Consider the following 18,363-nt stretch of genomic DNA (forward strand, 5'->3'; position numbering starts at 1 on the left):
GGAATCGGGCACTTCACCTCGTCCAGCCTGGAAGCGCTTGACGCCTACGTAGCTTATACATCAGAGGAATCTAGGTCGAGAGCTGCCAGGGCGGCGTTGACGATACTGCCGGGCAGCAGGTCGTGCAGCTCGTACAGGTCCCGCACCGTTCCGGACTGGCCGAACTCGTCGACGCCGAGCGGGACGCCCGGCACCCCGAGAGCCGTGCCCAGCCAGGACATCGCGTGTGAGGCCGCGTCGTGCACCGTCACCACGGGAGCCCGCGCCGGGAAGGCCGCGCGCAGCGCGCCGGGAGCGCGCCGCGTCGTGGCGGTCCGCACGCCCTCGCGCAGCGAGCGCTGCCACGACCGGTAGAGCCGGCCGGCCGAGGTGACGTCGACCACATGCGCGGCGATCCCCTCGTCGGCGAGCTCCGCCGCCGCCTCCAGCACCTCGGGCAGCACCGCGCCCGAGGCCGCCAGATGCACGACGGGCGCGCCGCCGTCGCGCAGCTCGGGATGGTCGTGGTGGGCGTCCCTCAGCTGGTACGCCCCCGCCAGCGCCTGCCGCCGGAGCGTCTCGTCGCCCAGCCGCGACCGGGCGGCCTCGAAGGGGGCCTGGTCCACGGGCCGGGTGCTCAGCCGGAAGTAGTAGGCGCCCTCCCGGTCTCCGTCGCCGGTGCCGCTCCCGCCGGGGTCGGCGGCGATCCGGCCCAGCGCGTCGCAGAGCAGCCAGTCGAGGGCGGTGGCGTAGGCCGGCTCGACGAACGTCACGCCGGGCAGCTCCATCCCGACCGAGGCGGTGATCGTCGACTGGTGCGCGCCGCCCTCGGGGGCCAGGGTCACGCCCGACGGGGTGCCCGCCACGACGAACCGCGCCCCCGAGTAGACGCCGTGGACGAACGCGTCGAGACCGCGCAGCACGAACGGGTCGTACACGGTGCCCACCGGCAGCAGCGGCTGGTCGGACAGGTCCCACGACAGCCCGAGCTGGCCGAGCAGCAGGAACAGGTTCATCTCCGAGATGCCCAGCTCGATGTGCTGGCCGGCCGGGTTCTCCGACCAGCGCACCAGCCGGTCCTCGGTCCACGACCGGCGGCTGGCCGGGGAGAACACGCCGGTCTTGTTGATGAAGCCGGCCAGGTTGGTCGACGTGGCGACGTCCGGAGCCGTCGTGACCAGGCGCGGCAGCACCGCCTCGTCGCGGGCGAGGTCCGTCAGCACCCGGCCGAACACCTCCTGCGTGGAGACCGGCTTGGTCACCCGTACGCCGGTCGCCGCGGGCACCTTGACCGGCTCGGCCGGCCGGCGTGGCGCCCGGGCCAGCTCCGCGCCGCGCCGGGCGGCCCAGGCTCCGGCGGGGGAGTCCGGGTCGAGCCGGTCCCACTCGGTGGCGACGTCCAGGCCGGTCCGCGTCCGCAGGTCGTCGATCTGCTCGCCGGACAGCAGGGCCGAGTGGTTGCGGGCGCCGCCGGCCATCGGCAGGCCCCATCCCTTGACCGTGTAGGCGAAGACCACGCTCGGCCGGTCGCGCACGGCGTCGCACTCGGCGAACGCCTCCAGCATGGCCGCGAGGTCGTGCCCGCCCAGGTCGGTGACCAGCGGAGCCAGCTCCTCGTCGGTGAAGCCGGCGGCGAACGCGGCGACCTCGGCGGGCGCCCCGTCCAGGAACCGCTCGCGCAGGCCGGGGCCGTGCAGGCCGAACAGCGACTGGTACTGCTCGTTCGGCATCGCGTCGATCCAGGCCCGCAGGTGGCCGCCGCCGGGGCGGGCGCAGACCTCGCGCAGCCGGTGGCCGTACTTGACCTCCACGACGTGCCAGCCGGCCGCCTCGAACTGGCCGCGCCACTGGTCGATGCGGATGCCGGGCACCACGCGGTCCAGGGACTGGCGGTTGAAGTCGACCAGCCACATGACGTTGCCCAGCCCGGCCGTGGACGGGTCGGCCACGGCCTCCCAGATGTTGCCCTCGTCCAGCTCGGCGTCGCCGATCAGGGCCACGAACCGGGACGCGGGCCGCTGGCCGAAGTGGGCGTCGACGTACCTGCGGGTGACCGCGGCGAACAACGGCGCGGCGGCGCCGAGACCGACCGAGCCGGTGGAGAAGTCGACCCCGTCGGGGTCCTTGGTCCGGCTGGGGTAGGACTGCAGGCCGCCGCGGGCCCGCAGCCGGGTCAGGTACGAGCGGTCCAGGTTGCCCAGCAGGTACTGGACGGCGTGGAAGACGGGGGAGGCGTGCGGCTTGACGGCGACCCGGTCCTCGGCGCCGAGGTGGGCGAACCAGAGCGCGGTCATCGCGGTGACGAGCGACGCGCTCGACGCCTGGTGGCCGCCGACCTTGACGCCGTCGCCGGTGTCGCGCTCGCGGTTGGCGGCGTCCACGATGCGCGTGGCCAGCCACAGCACCCGCCGCTGGATCTCGTCGAGCACGGCCGGGTCCGGCGGCCGCGGGGGGACGCTGAGCTCGTTCAAGACACCACCTCGCCGATCATGGTCCGGACTGAACTCGGATATGTCAGATTTTTATCTGAACCGAGGCTGATTGTCACGCTTTATCAGTGTTGGGTTGGTGATGTTGCGTCGTGTTCCGTCCAGCGGCGATACTCGGGCGAGGATACGTCAGAGATATTCAGCACAGGTACCGGAAGGGGTGCGGGCGTGGGAGCGTACGAGACCATGACGCTGGAGGTGACCGGCCGGGTCGGGCGCATCACGTTCACCCGGCCCGAGGCGCTCAACAGCCTGACCGAGCAGGTGCTCGACGATCTCGACGCGGCGCTCGACGCCGTCGAGGCCGACCCCGAGGTGCGCGCCCTCATCATCGGCGGCACCGGCAAGGCGTTCACCGTCGGGCTCGACCGGGCGCTGCTCGACCGGGCCTTCGACGACGGAGCCGTGTGGGAACGGGTCATCAGACGGGTCGCCGCGCTCACCCTGCGCCTGGAACGGCTGCCGGTGCCGGTGATCGCCGCCGTCAACGGCCTGGCCAGGGCGGGCGGCTTCGAGCTGATCCTGGCCTGCGACCTCGTGCTGGTCGCCGCCTCCGCGCGGATCGCCGACGCCCACACCACGTTCGGCGTGATCCCGGCCGGCGGCTCGACCTCCAGGCTGCCCCGGATCGTCGGCAGGCAGCGGGCCAGGGAGATCTTCCTCACCGGGCGGTGGATCCCCGCCGCCGAGGCGGTGGAGCTCGGCATCGCGCTCCAGGTGGTGCCGGACGAGCGGCTCGCCACGGCGGCGGACGAGCTCGCGGCCCAGTTCGCCGGCAAGTCCCGCGCCTGCCTGGCCGCGCTCAAGCGGCAGCTCGCCACGGCCGAGGGGCTGAGCGCCGAGGAGGCGCTGGGGCCCGAGATCGAGGAGTTCCTGGCCTACGTCACCCCGGCGGACTCCGACGCCCAGGAGGGCTACCGGGCCTGGCGGGAGAACCGCGCGCCGGCCTGGAGCTGACCCGTGTCGTGGTAGACGCCGCGCAGCGCGGCGAGGTGCCGGCGCATGGCGTCGGCCGCCAGGTCGGCCTCGCCCCGCTCGATGTGGCCCAGGATCCCGGCGTGCTCGCCGTCGATCTCGGGCCAGAACCTCGCGGGGATGTCGGGGCGTACGAACCTGGTCTCGAGCACCTTGAACACGGGCTCGGTCATCACGGTGAGGAGGGCGTTGCCCGCCGCGGCCACGATGAGCTTGTGGAAGCTGCGGTGCTCCCTGAACTTGGCCTCGCGCCCATGGGTGTGCGCCTCACGCTCCAGCGTGGCGCGCAGGAGGGCGAGATGGAGCTCGTCGTGGCGGGCCGCCGCCAGCCGGGCGGCGGGGACCTCCAGGATCTCGCGGGCCTCCATCATGTCGGCCATCGAGATGCCCTCGGAGCCCGACACGAGCCCGAGGCTCGTCTCCAGGTAGTCGCTCACCTGCGACGACTCCATCCGGCTGACGAAACTGCCGCCGGGCCCCACGGTGATCAGGCCGCGCGTGGCGAGCAGCCCGAGGGCCTGCCGCACCGTGCTCCGGCTGGCCCCGAACATGCCGGCCAGCTCGCCCTCGGCGGGCAGCCGGTCACCGGGGGCGAGCCCGCCGCTGATCACCAGGTCACGCAGCTGGTCGGCCACCTGCTGGTAGGCGGGACGGATGCGGTCGACCGGCAGGAGGGCCGCGCGTGAGCCGTCGCCCTCGGACCGGGCCCGCGATGTGGTCTTCACCTCTCGTACGCTCCCCAACTCGTCGGGGCCGGCGCTCCGGCCTCAGCCCTCTTGATAGGCGTCGCGGATGCGGCTGAGGTGGGCCTGCATGGCGGCGCTGGCGCCCTCGGCGTCGCCGGCCTCGATGCGGTCGATGATCGCCTCGTGCTCCTGGTCGACTCTCGCCCAGAACTCGGGCGGGGCGTCGGTGTTGAGGAAACGCGTTTGGAGCACCCGGAACACCGGCTCGGTCATCATCGCGAGCAGGCCGTTGCCGCTCGCCTCGATGATGATGCCGTGGAAGTGCCGGTGCTCGCGGAACTTCACGCTGCGGCCACGGCTGTGCTTCTCGCGCTCGACGGCGTCGCGCAGCGCGTCGAGGTGCCGCTGCTCACGCCGGCGCGCGGCCAGCGCGGTGGCGGGCACCTCCAGCAGCTCGCGGCCTTCCAGGATGTCGGCCAGCCGCAGCGCGGCCGAGCCGGACATCAGGCCGATGCTGGTCTCCAGGTAGTCGCTGATCTGGGCGGGCTCGATCCGTGAGACGAAGGTGCCGCCGGTGGTGCCCCGGACCGTCTTGACCAGCCCCTGTGAGGCGAGCACGCGCAGCGCCTCGCGGACCGTGCTCCGGCTCACCCCGAAGTTGCTCCCCAGGTCGCCCTCGGGCGGCAGCCGGTCACCCGAGGCCAGCGAGCCGTTGAGGATCAGCTCGCGGAGCTGGTCGGCGACCTGCTGGTAAGCCGGGCGCAACCGGCTCACCGGCAGTGTGTTCGGCGTCGGCGGAGAGGCCGCGCGCTCGGCGCCGCTCTCCTTCGCACTGGACGTGTTGCCCTGCCCCATGGTCTCGCCTTCGTGAATGGTCATTAATGCAGAGAAGCCGTGCATGAACTCTTCAGAGCCGGAACTCTCGCATTCCCCGCATTGCCCCGCCGTTTGGCGGCCCACGGCCCGCTGTGGCCGTGCGTTCCCTTGTCAGACGATCCTTCACATAGGTCTGACATCAAGAGTACGCGGCCTTGCCCAGCAGCTCCAGGGCCGTGGGTCATTGTTCCACAGCCGTCGCGAACGATGGGCCGTGATCGCCGTCAAGCGCGCCGTAAACACGCGGCGGCGAAGGCGTAAAGCAATCCTCAGACCTCCCGGGAACGCCGGTGCCCGAGTCGGCGGCGCGGGCGCGCCTCCCGGCGTGGTGGGCGCACCGGAGCCGTCCGCACGGCTCCGGTGCGGACGGTTCGCGGACGCGAAGCCGACCGGCCGGCGGAGTGCCGGGGCCGGCGCGACTGGTCTGTCCGGTATTAGCCCGGTAAACATCGGATGAAGGAAGGATTGACATGCTGAGGTCCTGGAGAAGTGGGGGAGTTTGAAGGTCGGCGAACGAAGGGCAGGGAACGCGGCGGTCGGAGCGCGAGCGGTCGAGGCGTGATTGACAGAGTTTGGCGATATACATCAGACTTATCAGCGGCCAGGCGACGTCCGCGCGGGCCAGGTGATCGAGGGAGTCCGCCTGATGTTCGACGGCATCGACGTCGTGGTCCTGCCCGTGGCCGACACCGGCCCGCTACGGCGGCTGTACGTCGACGCGATGGGCTTCGAGGTCGTCGAGGCCGGGCCGGTGCGCGAGGCCGAGGCGTGGGCGCGGATCTGGGACCTGCCGTCGCCGCCCGCGACCTCGCTGCTGCTCGGCAAGCCCGGCAGCCACGGTGGCTGGATCAGGCTCGTCGCGGTGCCCGGCCTGCCCAAACCCGACGCGGCGGGGATCCCCGACCGCCCCGGCCCGTACGCGCTGGACTTCTACCTGCGCCACCCCGGCGAGACCGAGGCCGTGATCGAGGAGCGGGGCTGGCGGTTCGTCAGCGACCCGGTCGACTACCTGCTGCCCGGCACCGCCCACCCGGTGCGGGAGCGGATGCTCGACCAGACCTCCTCGGGGCTGCTGCACGCGTTCGTCGGCTACCGCGAGGGCCGTACCCGCTGTGTCCTCGGCGAGCGGCCGGAGGTTGACGTGAGCGAGGTCAACGCCGTGGTGTTCGCCACCGATGACCTGCCCGCCGCGCGTACGTTCGCCGAGGACGTCCTCGGCGGCCGGATCTACTTCTCGGGCCGGTTCGAGGGCGAGGCGCTGGAGCGGCTGCTCACCCTCGGCCCCGGCGAGGGCTTCGACGCCGTGCTGACGCGCGGCCCGAAGTCGCGCAACGCCCGGCTGGAGTTCATCCAGCGGCTGCCGGGTCACCCGCCGCGCCCGATGACCGGAGCGCCCAGAGTGGTCGCCGAATGCGCGATGGACGATCTCGCCGCGCTGGCCGAGCGGCTGGCCCACGGTTCCCACGGCGCGTCCACCGGAATCGTCGAGACCGCCGACGGTCCCCGCCTCGGCCTGCGCTCCCGCTACGGCGCGCACTTCTGCTTCCGACAGCGCTGACGGACGCGGCGCTGACAGGCGCACTGACGGGCGCGGCGCCGACGGGCGCACTGACGGGCGCGGCGCTGATTCGTCTGGCGGTGCCGACCCCGCCGCCCCCGGCCGCCCGGTCACATCAGCCGCGCGATCTCGTCGAGCATGACCTCCGTCGAGCCGCCGCCGATGGCGAGGAACCGGGCGTCACGCGCGATCCGCTCCACCTCCGAGCCGGTCACGAAGCCCGCGCCGCCGCTGAACTGCACGCACTTGTAGACCAGCTCGTTGACCAGCTCCGGGATCGACGCCTTCAGCATGGCCGCGTGCGTGCGCGGGTCCTCGCCGGCGTCCGCCCTGGCAGCCGCGTGGTACAGCATGGTCTTGGCGGCCGACAGCCGCGCGGTGAAACGCGCCAGCTCGTGCCGGAGCGCCTGCAGGTCCCACAGCGTCCTGCCGTACGCCGGACGCTCGCGCAGCCAGCCGACCGTCGCGGCCAGGGCCGCCTCGCCCAGGCCGACCGCCTGGGCCGACAGGCCGATCCGCTCGTGGTCGAGGCCGCGCATCATCCACCGGAACCCCGCGCCCTCCTCGCCGAGGCGGTTGCGCGCCGGGATCCGGCACCCGTCGAACACCAGCTCGCCGGTGTCGGCGCTGTGCCAGCCGCCCTTGGTGAACGTCCGCCCGTTGGACAGGCCGGGCGTGCCCCGCTCCACGACGAACAGCGACAGCCCGTGCCGTCCCGAGCCGGGCTCACCGGTGCGGGCGACGACGAAGAACAGGCCGGCGAGGTTGGCGTTGGAGATGAACGTCTTGCGGCCGTCCAGCACGTAGTGATCGCCGTCCCTGCGGGCGCGCGTCGCGAGGCGGGTGAGGTCGGAGCTCACGTCCGGCTCGGTCACCGCGAGCGCGCAGATCCGCCGCCCGGACAACACGTCCGGCAGGAACCTCCGGCGCTGCTCGTCGTCGCCGGCCCGCGCCAGGTGCAGCGCGGAGAAGTCGGTGTGCACCGTGATCGAGGTCGCCACGCCCCCGTACGTCGAGCGTCCGAGCTCCTCGTTGAACACGACCGCGCCGCGCGTGCCCGCGCCGCCCCCGCCGAGTTCCTCGGGGAACGACAGGCCGAGCAGGCCCAGCTCGCCGAGCTCCCGGAACACCTCGCCGGGCACCCGCCGCGCCGCCTCCCAGTCGGCGGCGCGGGGGACGATCCGCTCGTTCACGAATCTGCGCAGGACCTCGCGCAGGGCGCGGTGCTCCTCGTCGAGGAAGGTGTCGTCGAGCCGGAGCGAGTCGATGACCCGGTTGGCGTCAGCGGCCATGGCGGGCGAAGGAGGTCATGGAGGTGATCAGCCTCTCGTCGTCGCCCGGCGCGGCCACCCACTGCAGGCCGATCGGCAGCCCGGCGGAGTCCACGCCGACCGGCTGGGTCGCGCAGGGGAGCGCGGCCAGGTTGGCCAGCACGTTGTAACGCAGGTGGGCCTCGGCGAGGCTCACCCGCGTCCCGCCCACCGGCAGCATGCCCTCGTTCGCGTCCTCGGCCAGGGGAGCGACGCACGGCATGGTCGGCATGGCGAGCACGTCGACGCCGGACAGCGCGGCCAGCGCCTCCGCGCGCAGCACGTGCCGCAGCCGCTGCGCCCGCACGTACGCTCCGGCGGGGACCCGCTCGCCGAGGTCGAGCATGGCGCGCACGTCCGCGCCGAACAGCTCGTTCCCGTCGCGGCGCCGATCGCGGTGGTAGTCGAAGCACTCCGCCAGGATGATCGTCATCCCGGCGGCCATGGCCGCCCAGCCGTGCGGGATCTCCACCTCGACGATCTCGCCGCCCAGCGCGCGAACCGTGGCGAAGGCGCTCTCCACGGCCTCGGCCACGTCGGCGTCGATGGGCTCGTCCAGCGCGCCGACCGGCACACCGACCCGCACCCCCTCGAACGTGGCGGGTCCGCCGAGGTCGACCAGCGGGCTGATGCCGAGGGCGTACGCCGAGAGGGCGAGGTCCTCCACCGAGGCGGTGATCAGCCCCACCCGATCCAGCGACCAGGACAGCGGCAGGACGCCGTCGCCCGGCAGCCGGCCCGGTGACGGGACCAGGCCGACCGTCCCGCAGTAGGAGGACGGGATCCGCACCGAGCCGGCCGTGTCGCTGCCGAACGCCACCCGCACGTGCCCGGCCGCCACGGCCGCGGCCGAGCCGCCGGAGGAGCCGCCCGGGATGCGGGCCGGGTCGTGCGGGTTGCGGGTCGGCGGGGTGGTGCCGCCGAAGGCGTACTCGTGTGTGGTGGTCTTGCCGACGATCACCGCGCCGGCCGCCCGCAGTCGCGTGACGCAGCCCGCGTCGGCGGCGGGGAGCCGCTCGCGGCCGGGGCCCGTGAGGTGCCGGGAGCCGCCGCCCGTCGGGACGCCGGCCACGTCGATGAGGTCCTTCACGCCGACCGGAATGCCCTCCAGCGGCCGTCCGCCCCAGCCGTCCTCCGGCCAGGTGGCGGCAGCCGGCTCCGTCCGGCCACGCTCCGCAGCGGCGTGATCCGCCGTCGAGCGCTCATATGTCGAGTGCTCCGCCGTCGAGCGTTGCGCGGCGGCACGCGCGCCGACGGGGTCGACGCGTGCCCAGGCCCGGATCTCGCCGTCCGAGCGGGCGATCCGCTCCAGCGTCCGGTCGAGCAGGTCGAGGGGCGTGAGCCGCCCGTCGCGCAGGGCCGCGCCCATGCCCAGCACGGACGCGTCCTCACCGCCCGCTCGCTGATACGCGACCGTACGGCCGTGCGGCGGGTCCGCGGGAACCGGCGCGGTCCCGTACGGGGCCGTCCGGCCGCCCGGCCGGCCCGCCTCGCCCGAGGAGATCTCGTACGGCGGGTCGCCCTGGTGGAGGGCGCCCGGCAGGCTCCGCTCGCCCAGGTCCAGCCGGCAGAGCCGTTCGTCGAGGTCGCGCAGCAGATCGCCGGAGAGCGGCGCCCCCGTGCCGGAGCCCATCACGCCCCCAGGTAGGCCGAGCGGACGACGTCGTCGTGGGTCAGCTCGTCGATGCTGCCCTCGACCACGACCGCGCCCTGCCGCATGAGGTAGCCGCGGTCGGCCAGCTCGAACGCCAGGGGGGCGTTCTGCTCGATCAGCAGGATGGACAGGCCGCCCTCGCGCAGGGACGCCAGCGCGTCGAACACCTCGCCGGTGATCTTCGGCGCCAGTCCCATGGACGGCTCGTCCAGGATGAGGATCTGCGGCTCGGCCATCAGCGCCCGGCCGATCGCGACCATCTGCTGCTCGCCGCCGGACATGGTCGAGGTGCGCTGGTGCGCCCGCTCCCTGAGCACCGGGAAGAGCGTCATGATCTTCTCCAGCCGCTGCTCGACGGTCGCCTTGTCCAGGCCGCTGCGGTAGCAGCCCAGCTCCAGGTTGGTCGTGACCGTCTGCTCGACGAACAGGTGGCGGCCTTCCAGCACGCTGCCGATGCCCCGGACCACCACGTCGTGCGGGCTCCGGGGCAGCGGCTCGCCGCCGATCAGCACCTCGCCCTTGGCCGGGCGGTACAGGCCGCCCGCGACCCGGGCCAGCGTCGTCTTCCCGGCGCCGTTGGGACCGATGACGCAGACCGCCTCGCCCTTGCGCACGCTCAGGTCGACGTCGCGCAGCGCGCTGATCGCGCCGTACTTGTAGACGATGCCCCGCAGTTCGAGCAGGGCGTGGTCCTGTGCCGTGGCGGTCATGGCTTCGACGTTCCTTCCAGGTCCTCCGGGATGACGGCGTCGACCTCGCTGGCCCGGTGGTGCTTGCCCCCGAGGTAGGCCTCCAGGACGACCGGGTCGCGGGTGACCTCGTCGGGCGTGCCGCGGCTGATCACCTTGCCGAAGTCGAGCACCGTGCAGTGCTGGCAGACCGCGTGGACGAGGTCCATGTGGTGCTCGACCAGCACCACGGTGACCCCGGAGTCCCGCATCGCGTGGAGGGTGTCGGCGAGTTCGCGGCGCTCCTGCGGGTTCAGGCCGGCGGCCGGCTCGTCGAGCAGCACCACCGCCGGGTCGGCCACCATCACGCGGGCCAGCTCGACCCGCCGCTGCAGGCCGTAGGACAGGGCGGTGGCGGGCTCGGGGGCCAGCGCGGTCAGGTCCAGCCGGTCGAGGGCCTCGTCCACGCGGGTCCTGGCCTCGGCCGGCCCGGCGACGATGCGGGCGGCGATCATCAGGTTCTCGTGCACCGACATGCTGGAGAAGAGACGTACGGTCTGGAAGGTCCGGACGAGCCGCGCCTTGGCCACCAGCTTGTGGCTGGGCCAGCGGGTGACGTCGTCGCCGCCGATGACGACCGAGCCCTGGGTGGGGCGCTGCAGCCCGCTGAGGATGTTCAGCAGGGTCGTCTTGCCCGCGCCGTTGGGGCCGATGATGCCGTGGATCTCGCCGGCGCCGACGGAGAAGCTCACGTCGGAGACGGCGGTCAGCCCGCCGAAGCGCTGGGTGACGCCGCGCGCCTCGGCCGTGCCTGGTGTCCTCACTTCGAGCCTCCGGTGATCGAGCCCTCCGTAGTGCGCCCGCGCAGTCTGCCGAGCAGCGACCTGGCCAGCTTGGGCAGCCCGGACAGGCCGTCGGGCAGGAGCGCCATGAAGGCGATGACCACCATGCCGAGGATGGTCAGCGCCCAGGAGCCGTTGCCGGGGACGGCCGCGATCAGCCAGGTGACGAGCGCGGCGCCGAGCACGGCGCCGTAGATGTTGCCCAGTCCGCCGAGGATCACCATCACGAACATCTGGATGGACACGGCCGGCGAGTAGAGCGACGGGTCGATGGCCGTCTGGAGCGGGCCGTTGACGCCGCCGGCCAGGGCTCCGATGACCGCCGAGAGCGCGAAGATCTGCACCTTGCGGGCGGTGATGTTGACGCCGACGGCACGGGCGGCCACCTCGTCGTCGCGGATCGCGGCGAGCTCCTTGCCGCCGCGCGAGGCCAGCAGCCAGTTGGAGACGAGCAGCACGAGGATCAGCGTCACCGCGACGAGCAGGTACTGGTCGACGGGGTCGATGAACTTGTGCCCGAAGATCTCCGGGAACGGGATGGGCGCGTAGCCGTTGGCGCCGCCCAGCTCGCCGGGCAGCACCAGCAGCGCGTAGATGCCGCTGCTGACCGCGAGGGTGGCCATCGCGAGGTAGTTACCGTGCAGGCGCAGCGCGATGTAGCCCACCAGTGCGCCGACGACCAGCGCCAGCAGGACGGCCGCGAGCAGCGCCCAGAGGAACTGCACCTCGTGGGCGAGCATCAGGTAGGCCGTGCCGTACCCGCCGATCGCCATGAAGCCGGCCTGTCCCAGCGAGAACTGTCCCGCGCCGCCGATGGCGAGGGTCAGCCCGACCGAGGCGATCGCGGCGACCGTGATGTTCACGCCCAGGGCCAGCCCGCTGGGGCCGGGATCGGTGAACACGTACCCGATGAGGATCACCGCGGCGATCAGGGTCGGCGCGAGATGCCGCCCCGCCCTGACGGCGAGTGCTTTGTCAGGCAAGGCGCTGCCTCCTCAGGCCGAACAGGCCGTTCGGCATCAATAGCAGAATGATGACCAGGGCGACGAACACCACCGGGTCCACGTTGCCGTTGGGCAGCACGGCGGCGAGCTGGCTCTCGACCACGCCGAGCAGGAGCGCGCCGAGCACCACCCCCTTGGTGCTGTTGAGCCCGCCGAGCACGGCGCCGGTGAAGCCCTTGATCGTGAGGGCCGTGCCGATGGAGCCGCCCGCGAGGGTGATCGGCGCGACCAGCACGCCCGCCAGCGCCGCCAGCCCGAACGCGAGGGCGAACGACAGCGCGCGCATGCGGGAGACGTTGACGCCCACGGCCGTGGCCGCGAGCGGGTCGGTCGCGGCGGCGACCATGCCGCGGCCGGTGCGGGAGCGGCCCATCAGCAGGGCCAGCCCGACGCCGACGGCGACGACCACGGCCCAGATCACCATGCTCTGGAAGCTCACGCGCAGTGGGCCGAGCTCGATGCCACCCGCGAAGACCGGCGGGAACGGCTTCGGGTCCGGCCCCCAGACGAGGTGGTGGCCGTGGGCGAGCACGAGGGTCATGCCGACCGTGGCGGCCATGGCGGCCAGGGCGCCGTTGCGCTGGGTCGGCAGGATGACGATCGCGTCGTAGGCGATGCCGAGCAGGAGCCCGGCCACGACGACGAGCAGAAGCACCACCATCACGGTGGACAGCCCCTGCTGGACGAGGGTCAGGCCGAGCAGGCCGCCGATCACGACCTTGTCACCCTGGGCGAAGTCGATGATCCCCGTCATCTTGAAGACGAGGTGGAAGCCCAGGGCGACGAGCGCGTAGATCGAGCCCAGCGTCAGGCCGGACACGAGAAGGTCAAGGATGTGCACGGGCACCTTCCTGCGAAGCGGAGGGTGACCGGGCTACGTGCGGCCCGGTCACCGGCGTCTCTGCTGGACCGGATCATTCGGCAGGAGGCGCGAACTCCCCGTTCTTGAAACTGACGGGCTTGAACGCGTCAGCGTTGGGGCCGCCGCGGTAGGTGTCGGTGTACTCCATCTTGCCGACGACGCTCTCGAAGTTGAGCGACTGGATCGCCGCGGAGATCGCCGGGCCCTCGAACTTGCCCGCCTTCTCGATGCCGGCGGCTGCCAGCTTGACCGCGACGTACGCGTACACGCTCAGCACCGTGGGCGTCTCGTTGTTGTACCTGGCCTTGTAGGCGTCGATCAGCTTCTTCGTCTCGCCCTCGGGCGCACCGTAGTTCACCGCGGTCAGGGAGACGACGCTGTCGGCGGCCTCACCGGCGGCCTCCGGGATGGTGGAGGTGGAGTAGGTCAGGTCGCCGATGACCTTGCCCTTGTAGCCGGAGGCGCGCACGGCCTTGAGCACCAGGGCGTCGGCGGCGCCGCCGGCGCCCCACAGGAAGACGGCCTCGGGGTTGGCGCTCGCGACCTTGCCGGCCTGGGCGGTGAAGTCGAACTTGGCCGGGTCGAAGCCCTCGGAGTTGACGATCGAGATGCCGGCGCTCTTCGCGGCGGCGGTGATGTCGCTGTTGCCCGCCTGGCCGTAGGGGTTGTTGGCCCAGATGATGGAGGCGTTCTTGATGCCCTTGGACGAGGCGTACTTGACCACGGCCTCGGCGTTGGCCTTGCCGGGCAGGGGGACCTCGAAGACGTTCTTGGTGCCGTTGGCGACCTCGGGCTGCGCGACCAGCAGGATCTGCGTGACGTCGTACTGGTCGGCGAGGGGCGCCACCGCCTTGGCGGTGGCCGAGATGCCGGGACCGATCACGATGGGCACCTTGCTGGAGGTGGCGAGCTTCTTGAAGCCGGCCGTGGCCAGGTTGACCGAGCCCTGGTCGTCGACGGTTTCGAGCTTGAGCTGGTGACCGTTGACGCCGCCGGCCGCGTTGATCTCCTCCACGGCCAGGTCCATGCCCTTGGCCTCCTGCTGGCCGACCGCGCCGAGCTCACCGGTGGTCGAGTTGAGCACTCCGATGGTGTAGGTGCTGCCGGCACCATCGCTGGATGCGTCAGACTTATTCGAATCAGACGTGCCGCAAGCGGTGGCCGTCAGGGCTGCGGCGGCGAGTACCGCGAGGGCCGAGCGGCCACGCATAGGTGCTCTCATGCTGTCTCCTCCATGAACGCCGGGTCGTCGACTCGTCGACCTCGCGCCCCCGCGAAACCCGGATGTGAATACGTCAGATCTTGCAGCATAGGTTTCGCGGAAAACAAGGCCTTGAATGTGACGTTCTTCGGCCGGTCCTGCTCTGGAAGATCCCGTCCGGCCGGGTGCCCGCGAGCCGGGGGATCTCCGCTGGGCCTGTGGGGCAGGGCCTCCATGCTTTCGGCGGGGTAGAGAAATCCCTGTTTGGGATCGGTCCCGGCGATATGTGACGGTTGGTTAAATTTCTGTTGCGATGACGGTCGCGTCCCCCAGGACGAAGGGACTGGGGCGCGGAGGGGGGCTCTCGACCGGAGGCGGCGGGTCGAGTAGCATGCAATACGTCAGGCTTTTACGGGTGAGTCGCCGTGCGCGCGTACCCCGATCACAGGCCGTCGCTCGCGAGGAAGACGACTTCCCTCGCCGCAACCATCCACCAGGAGGGACCCAACGTGCTTCGCACCCCCGACGCCCACGGCGAGGTGCTCGCCGACCTGCGGGAGAGTGTCCTGCGGAGCTGCCGCGACTACGGCCACGACTACTACGTGCGCTCCAGCGACGCGGGAGACAACGCCCGGGAGCTCTGGCACGCCCTGGGCCGGATCGGCGCGCTCGGCGTGGGCATCCCCGAGGAGCACGGAGGAGGCGGAGCCGGCATCGAGGCGCTCGCCGTCGTGGCCGAGGCGGTGGCCGAGGCCGGCTCGCCCATCATGCTGCTCGCCCTCTCCCCGGCCGTGTGCGCGACCGTCATCGGCAGGTTCGGCTCCGACGAGCAGCGGGCCGAGTGGCTGCCGGGGCTGGCCGACGGCTCCAAGGTGCTCGGCTTCGCCATCACCGAGCCCGACGCCGGGTCCAACACCCACAACATCCGGACCCGGGCCCGCCGCGAGGGCGACGAGTGGGTGTTGTCCGGCCAGAAGTACTACGTGTCCCACGTCGACAACGCCGACGCCCTCCTCGTCGTCGCGCGCGCCGAGGACGACGCGCTGAGGGCCTTCCTGGTGCCCACGGACGCGCCGGGCATCGCGACCAGCCCCATCGAGGTCGAGATCGTCTCCCCGGAACGCCAGTACTCCGTCTTCTTCGACGACGTCCGGGTGGCCGCCGACGCGGTGGTCGGCCCCGACGCCGGCCTGGCCGTCCTGTACGCCGGGCTCAACCCCGAGCGGATCGTGAGCGCCGCCCTGCTGAACGGCATCGCCAGGTACGCGATCGACATCGCCGCCGACTACGCCCGCAAGCGCACGGTCTGGAACGTCCCGATCGGCGCCCACCAGGCCATCTCCCACCCGCTGGCCAAGGCCGAGACCGCGCTGGCCGGCGCCCGGCTGCTGACCGCGGCGGCCGCCCAGGCGTTCGACCGGGGCGAGCCCGGTGGCATCCAGGCCGCCATGGCCAAGCTGTCGGCGTCCGAGGCGGCCTCCATGGCGCTCGACAGCGCCATGCAGACCCTCGGCGGCAACGGCATGTCCCGCGAGTACGGCCTGGCCACCCTGTCCGGCCTGGTGCGGTTGTTCCGCATCGCGCCGGTGAGCACCGAGATGTTGCTCAACCACATCGCGCACAAGCGACTGGCCCTGCCCCGGTCCTACTGATGGGCGAGCCGTTGCGGGTCCGGCGCGAGGGCGCCCTGGTCAGGGCGACCCTCGACCGGCCGCCGGTCAACGCGCTCGACTCCGCGACCTACCGGCGGCTGGCCGAGGTCGCGGCCGAGACGCGGCCGGAGGAGTGCCTGCTGATCGACGCGGCCGGTCGCGCCTTCAGCGCCGGCCAGGACCTCCGCGAACACGAGCGGGCCACCGCCGCCGGCCGGCTCGGTGAGAGCCTCACCGAGGGGGCCGGAGCGCTGGCCGCCGTCCTGCGCTGCCCGGCCCCCGTCGTCGTGGCCGTCCAGGGGCCCGCGATCGGAGCCGGGGCGCTGCTCGCCGCCGCGGCCGACCTCGCGGTCTTCGCCGACGACGCCTGGCTGCGGGTGCCCGAGCTCGACGTCGGGGTCACGGTCGGCTACGCCGTGCTGAGCCGCCTGCTGCCGCCCCCGATGGCCAGGCGGGCGCTGCTCACCTCCGAGCGCGTCGAGGCCCCGGTGCTCGACCGGCTCGGCGCGGCGGTCGTCGTGCCGCCCGCCGACCTCGCCGAGGTCGCCGCCGGTCTGGCCGCCGGGCTGCTCGGCAAGCCGTCCGGGATGGTCGCGCTGGCCCGCCGGAGCTGGGGCGGCGGCGAGCGCGAACGCGCGGCTCGGGCGTACGAGGCGGAGGTCCGTGACTTCCTGGCCCGCTGAGCGCCCTTGGGAGGTCTCTCGGACGGGTCCTCGGGAGGGCTCTCAGAGAGTGAGCGCGAAGCAGCCGGAGGCGGGGCCGATCGTGATCGTGATGCGGATCCGCCCGTCGGCGGGGAGCAGGACCGAGCCCGGGTAGATCTTGTCCTCGGTGGGCCGGCCGTCGTCGCCGAGCGTGGTGGCGGTGGCCGCGGCGTCCCGGACGTAGTAGGCGACCGTGCCCGAGTCGACGTGATCGACCTTGATCAGCGCGTCCGCCGCCCCCCGGTGGCGGGCCTGGGCGACCCAGAACTTGGCGACCCCGCCGCGCTGCCGCCGCAGCGCCTCGCCGAAGGGGCCGGCGCGGACAGCGCCAGCCGAGGCGCCCCTCTCACCCGCCTGGCTCGCGTCGACGCACGGCACGCCGTCTGCCGGGGTGGCCGGTGGGGAGACGGGGCTCGTCCAGCCGATCACGCTCGGCGCCTGCTCGGCCGACGGCGGTCCGGCCGCCTGTTTCGCGGGCGGCGGGCTCGCCGAACAGGCTGATTGGCAGCATGTCAGGGTAATTGCCGCTAGTAGCGGAATAACCTTTGATCTAGGCATTGATCAAAGTATCTCGTCGAATTACGATCACGTCCATGAACCCCGCCGATTTAGTCGGTCTCGGCTGCGGACTTCTCGCGGCCTTGTTCATCGCCAGCGGCATTCCCAAGATCAGGCGCCCCTTCGATCTCGCTTTGGCGCTCGTCCGCTTCGGTGTCGCCGGTCGGGTGCGCCCCGGTCTGGGGCGGCTCCTCGGGGCCGTCGAAGTCGCGGTGGGCGTGGCCGTCGCAGTGAGTCCCATGCTGCTCCCGGCGGCGGTCGCGGCCCTTCTGCTGCTGGTCGCGTTCACGGCCGTGGTCCTGCGGTCGCTCGCCGCGGGGCGAAGCGTGGAGTGCGCCTGCTTCGGCATCGGTGAGCGGACCTCGCCGGCCACCGTGGTCAGAAACCTCGTCCTGATGGGTGTCGCGTCGTACGTCGCGTTCGCGCCCGGACTTCCTACGCTGGATCAGCGTATTTCCGGAATTCTCGCCGGAACGCTATTGACGTGCGGATATTTACTGATTTCCGCGATGGCTGTCGTCAAGCCGTTCAGCGCCCGCCTCGACGGACGGGGATGACGCCATGGGATACACCGGGGTGACGCTCGCGGGGCTCGTCTGGTTACTCCTCCTGTCCTTCGGACTTCTCGTCGTACGGCGTGAGCTGTCGATCCTCCAGGATCGCGTGGCCGTGAGCGGTGCCGCGCCCGCGGACGGCCTCGCCATCGGCGCGCTCGCTCCCCGGTTCCCCGGACTGCGCGCCGATGACGTTGTCCTGTTCTTCTTCGGTGACTGCGCGCCCTGCCACGAACTGGCGACCGAGGTGGCGCGCTCGGCGGACCCCGGCCGTTACGCGTGCGTGGTCAGCGACGGCGCCATGCCGGGCTCGGCGGCCGGCGTCAGGGCCCTGCTACCCGCCGACGCGCGGGCGCTGGTGGGGGAGGAGGCCGCCGCCGTCCGGCAGCGGTACAAGGTCCACTCTGGACCGTTCGGCGTCGCGGTGTCGGACGGCCTGGTGGTGAGCAAAGGGGTCCTGCGCTACGCGGAGGACCTGGAACAGCTGCGGCGGGCCGGTTACGGCGCGGCGGCTTCCACGACGACCCCCTGACACCCCCTGACACCCCCCGACACCCCCGTGACGACTCCCTGATGCCCCCTCATGACCCCTGACGACACCCTGATCACCTTTTGAGGAGACGCAGATGGGCGGCCTGGCCTCCAAACCGCTGTTCAGGATGGCGCTGGCGATGCCGCTGGCGGGACTCGGGGTGCTCGCCGGGCACCAGGCCGGAGTGCGGCCGTGGGCGCTGCTCGTCACGGCCGCGCTGATCGTGGGCCTCGCTCAGCAGACCCTCCCTTGAGGCCCG

The 18,363-nt window shown here is 72.3% G+C and carries 18 protein-coding genes; 7 read left to right on the top strand and 11 right to left on the bottom strand.

Annotated elements, in window-relative coordinates; genetic code table 11:
- Positions 1-53 precede the first annotated feature (53 nt).
- Entirely contained in the window at positions 54-2,450 is a 2,397-nt protein-coding gene (locus IEY82_RS10440; RefSeq protein WP_225262578.1) for a thiamine pyrophosphate-binding protein, read from the bottom strand.
- 186 nt (positions 2,451-2,636) lie between these two features.
- Here IEY82_RS10440 and IEY82_RS10445 point away from each other — a divergent pair, with 186 nt between their 5' ends.
- Entirely contained in the window at positions 2,637-3,425 is a 789-nt protein-coding gene (locus IEY82_RS10445; RefSeq protein WP_189123827.1) for an enoyl-CoA hydratase/isomerase family protein, read from the top strand.
- Here IEY82_RS10445 and IEY82_RS10450 read toward each other — a convergent pair.
- Together IEY82_RS10450 and IEY82_RS10455 are read right to left on the bottom strand one after the other, a co-directional pair.
- The gene (locus IEY82_RS10450; RefSeq protein ID WP_189123828.1) at positions 3,383-4,168 is read right to left on the bottom strand and encodes a FadR/GntR family transcriptional regulator; all 786 of its coding nucleotides are present in this window, start codon (positions 4,166-4,168) and stop codon (positions 3,383-3,385) included. The genes IEY82_RS10445 and IEY82_RS10450 overlap by 43 nt on opposite strands.
- 42 nt (positions 4,169-4,210) lie before the next feature.
- Positions 4,211-5,008 (bottom strand): FadR/GntR family transcriptional regulator, encoded by a 798-nt coding sequence (locus IEY82_RS10455; protein WP_189123829.1) that lies wholly within the window; start codon positions 5,006-5,008, stop codon positions 4,211-4,213.
- A gap of 643 nt (positions 5,009-5,651) precedes the next feature.
- Here IEY82_RS10455 and IEY82_RS10460 point away from each other — a divergent pair.
- Positions 5,652-6,563 (top strand): VOC family protein, encoded by a 912-nt coding sequence (locus IEY82_RS10460; protein ID WP_189123830.1) that lies wholly within the window; start codon positions 5,652-5,654, stop codon positions 6,561-6,563.
- A 110-nt stretch (positions 6,564-6,673) separates the two neighbouring features.
- On the opposite strand, the gene IEY82_RS10465 is transcribed toward IEY82_RS10460, so the two are convergent.
- The 7 genes from IEY82_RS10465 to IEY82_RS10495 form a co-directional block, all read right to left on the bottom strand.
- Positions 6,674-7,855, bottom strand: a complete 1,182-nt coding sequence (locus IEY82_RS10465) for an acyl-CoA dehydrogenase family protein (protein WP_189123831.1) — start codon at positions 7,853-7,855, stop codon at positions 6,674-6,676.
- Positions 7,845-9,506, bottom strand: a complete 1,662-nt coding sequence (locus IEY82_RS10470; protein WP_189123832.1) for an amidase — start codon at positions 9,504-9,506, stop codon at positions 7,845-7,847. Before IEY82_RS10470 ends, IEY82_RS10465 begins: the two co-directional genes overlap by 11 nt.
- Entirely contained in the window at positions 9,506-10,237 is a 732-nt protein-coding gene (locus IEY82_RS10475; RefSeq protein ID WP_189123833.1) for an ABC transporter ATP-binding protein, read from the bottom strand. Before IEY82_RS10475 ends, IEY82_RS10470 begins: the two co-directional genes overlap by 1 nt.
- Positions 10,234-11,019, bottom strand: coding sequence for an ABC transporter ATP-binding protein (locus IEY82_RS10480; protein WP_189123834.1), 786 nt, complete (start codon positions 11,017-11,019; stop codon positions 10,234-10,236). Before IEY82_RS10480 ends, IEY82_RS10475 begins: the two co-directional genes overlap by 4 nt.
- Complete coding sequence (locus IEY82_RS10485; protein ID WP_189123835.1) at positions 11,016-12,020, bottom strand: branched-chain amino acid ABC transporter permease; 1,005 nt, start codon at positions 12,018-12,020, stop codon at positions 11,016-11,018. The genes IEY82_RS10480 and IEY82_RS10485 overlap by 4 nt, the downstream gene beginning before the upstream one ends.
- A complete protein-coding gene (locus IEY82_RS10490; RefSeq protein ID WP_189123836.1) occupies positions 12,013-12,882 on the bottom strand; it encodes a branched-chain amino acid ABC transporter permease in 870 nt (289 codons plus the stop codon). The genes IEY82_RS10485 and IEY82_RS10490 overlap by 8 nt, the downstream gene beginning before the upstream one ends.
- A 73-nt stretch (positions 12,883-12,955) precedes the next feature.
- Positions 12,956-14,125: an ABC transporter substrate-binding protein gene (locus IEY82_RS10495; RefSeq protein ID WP_308015953.1), complete on the bottom strand. Its 1,170-nt coding sequence runs from the start codon at positions 14,123-14,125 to the stop codon at positions 12,956-12,958.
- A gap of 488 nt (positions 14,126-14,613) precedes the next feature.
- On the opposite strand from IEY82_RS10495, the gene IEY82_RS10500 reads away from it, so the two are divergent.
- Positions 14,614-15,756: an acyl-CoA dehydrogenase family protein gene (locus IEY82_RS10500; protein ID WP_225262582.1), complete on the top strand. Its 1,143-nt coding sequence runs from the start codon at positions 14,614-14,616 to the stop codon at positions 15,754-15,756.
- The gene (locus tag IEY82_RS10505) at positions 15,756-16,439 is read left to right on the top strand and encodes an enoyl-CoA hydratase-related protein (protein WP_189123838.1); all 684 of its coding nucleotides are present in this window, start codon (positions 15,756-15,758) and stop codon (positions 16,437-16,439) included. Before IEY82_RS10500 ends, IEY82_RS10505 begins: the two co-directional genes overlap by 1 nt.
- A gap of 42 nt (positions 16,440-16,481) precedes the next feature.
- Here IEY82_RS10505 and IEY82_RS10510 read toward each other — a convergent pair whose 3' ends face one another.
- A complete protein-coding gene (locus tag IEY82_RS10510; RefSeq protein WP_189123839.1) occupies positions 16,482-16,889 on the bottom strand; it encodes a hypothetical protein in 408 nt (135 codons plus the stop codon).
- Positions 16,890-17,053: 164 nt separating this feature from the next.
- Here IEY82_RS10510 and IEY82_RS10515 point away from each other — a divergent pair, with 164 nt between their 5' ends.
- From IEY82_RS10515 to IEY82_RS10525, 3 genes are all read left to right on the top strand, one after another.
- Positions 17,054-17,575: a MauE/DoxX family redox-associated membrane protein gene (locus tag IEY82_RS10515; RefSeq protein WP_189123840.1), complete on the top strand. Its 522-nt coding sequence runs from the start codon at positions 17,054-17,056 to the stop codon at positions 17,573-17,575.
- A 4-nt stretch (positions 17,576-17,579) separates the two neighbouring features.
- Positions 17,580-18,104, top strand: a complete 525-nt coding sequence (locus IEY82_RS10520; protein ID WP_189123841.1) for a hypothetical protein — start codon at positions 17,580-17,582, stop codon at positions 18,102-18,104.
- 94 nt (positions 18,105-18,198) lie between these two features.
- Complete coding sequence (locus IEY82_RS10525) at positions 18,199-18,357, top strand: hypothetical protein (RefSeq protein WP_189123842.1); 159 nt, start codon at positions 18,199-18,201, stop codon at positions 18,355-18,357.
- The last annotated feature ends 6 nt before the right edge of the window (positions 18,358-18,363 follow it).

The organism is Nonomuraea cavernae (assembly GCF_014646355.1).
Classification (GTDB): domain Bacteria; phylum Actinomycetota; class Actinomycetes; order Streptosporangiales; family Streptosporangiaceae; genus Nonomuraea; species Nonomuraea cavernae.

Bases quoted from the DNA above. Each gene is read 5' to 3' on its own strand.
- IEY82_RS10455 (WP_189123829.1), bottom strand. From the start codon at position 5,008: ATGACCATTCACGAAGGCGAGACCATGGGGCAGGGCAACACGTCCAGT.
- IEY82_RS10460 (WP_189123830.1), top strand. From the start codon at position 5,652: ATGTTCGACGGCATCGACGTCGTGGTCCTGCCCGTGGCCGACACCGGC.
- IEY82_RS10465 (WP_189123831.1), bottom strand. From the start codon at position 7,855: ATGGCCGCTGACGCCAACCGGGTCATCGACTCGCTCCGGCTCGACGAC.
- IEY82_RS10470 (WP_189123832.1), bottom strand. From the start codon at position 9,506: ATGGGCTCCGGCACGGGGGCGCCGCTCTCCGGCGATCTGCTGCGCGAC.
- IEY82_RS10475 (WP_189123833.1), bottom strand. From the start codon at position 10,237: ATGACCGCCACGGCACAGGACCACGCCCTGCTCGAACTGCGGGGCATC.
- IEY82_RS10495 (WP_308015953.1), bottom strand. From the start codon at position 14,125: ATGAGAGCACCTATGCGTGGCCGCTCGGCCCTCGCGGTACTCGCCGCC.
- IEY82_RS10505 (WP_189123838.1), top strand. From the start codon at position 15,756: ATGGGCGAGCCGTTGCGGGTCCGGCGCGAGGGCGCCCTGGTCAGGGCG.
- IEY82_RS10515 (WP_189123840.1), top strand. From the start codon at position 17,054: ATGAACCCCGCCGATTTAGTCGGTCTCGGCTGCGGACTTCTCGCGGCC.
- IEY82_RS10520 (WP_189123841.1), top strand. From the start codon at position 17,580: ATGGGATACACCGGGGTGACGCTCGCGGGGCTCGTCTGGTTACTCCTC.
- IEY82_RS10525 (WP_189123842.1), top strand. From the start codon at position 18,199: ATGGGCGGCCTGGCCTCCAAACCGCTGTTCAGGATGGCGCTGGCGATG.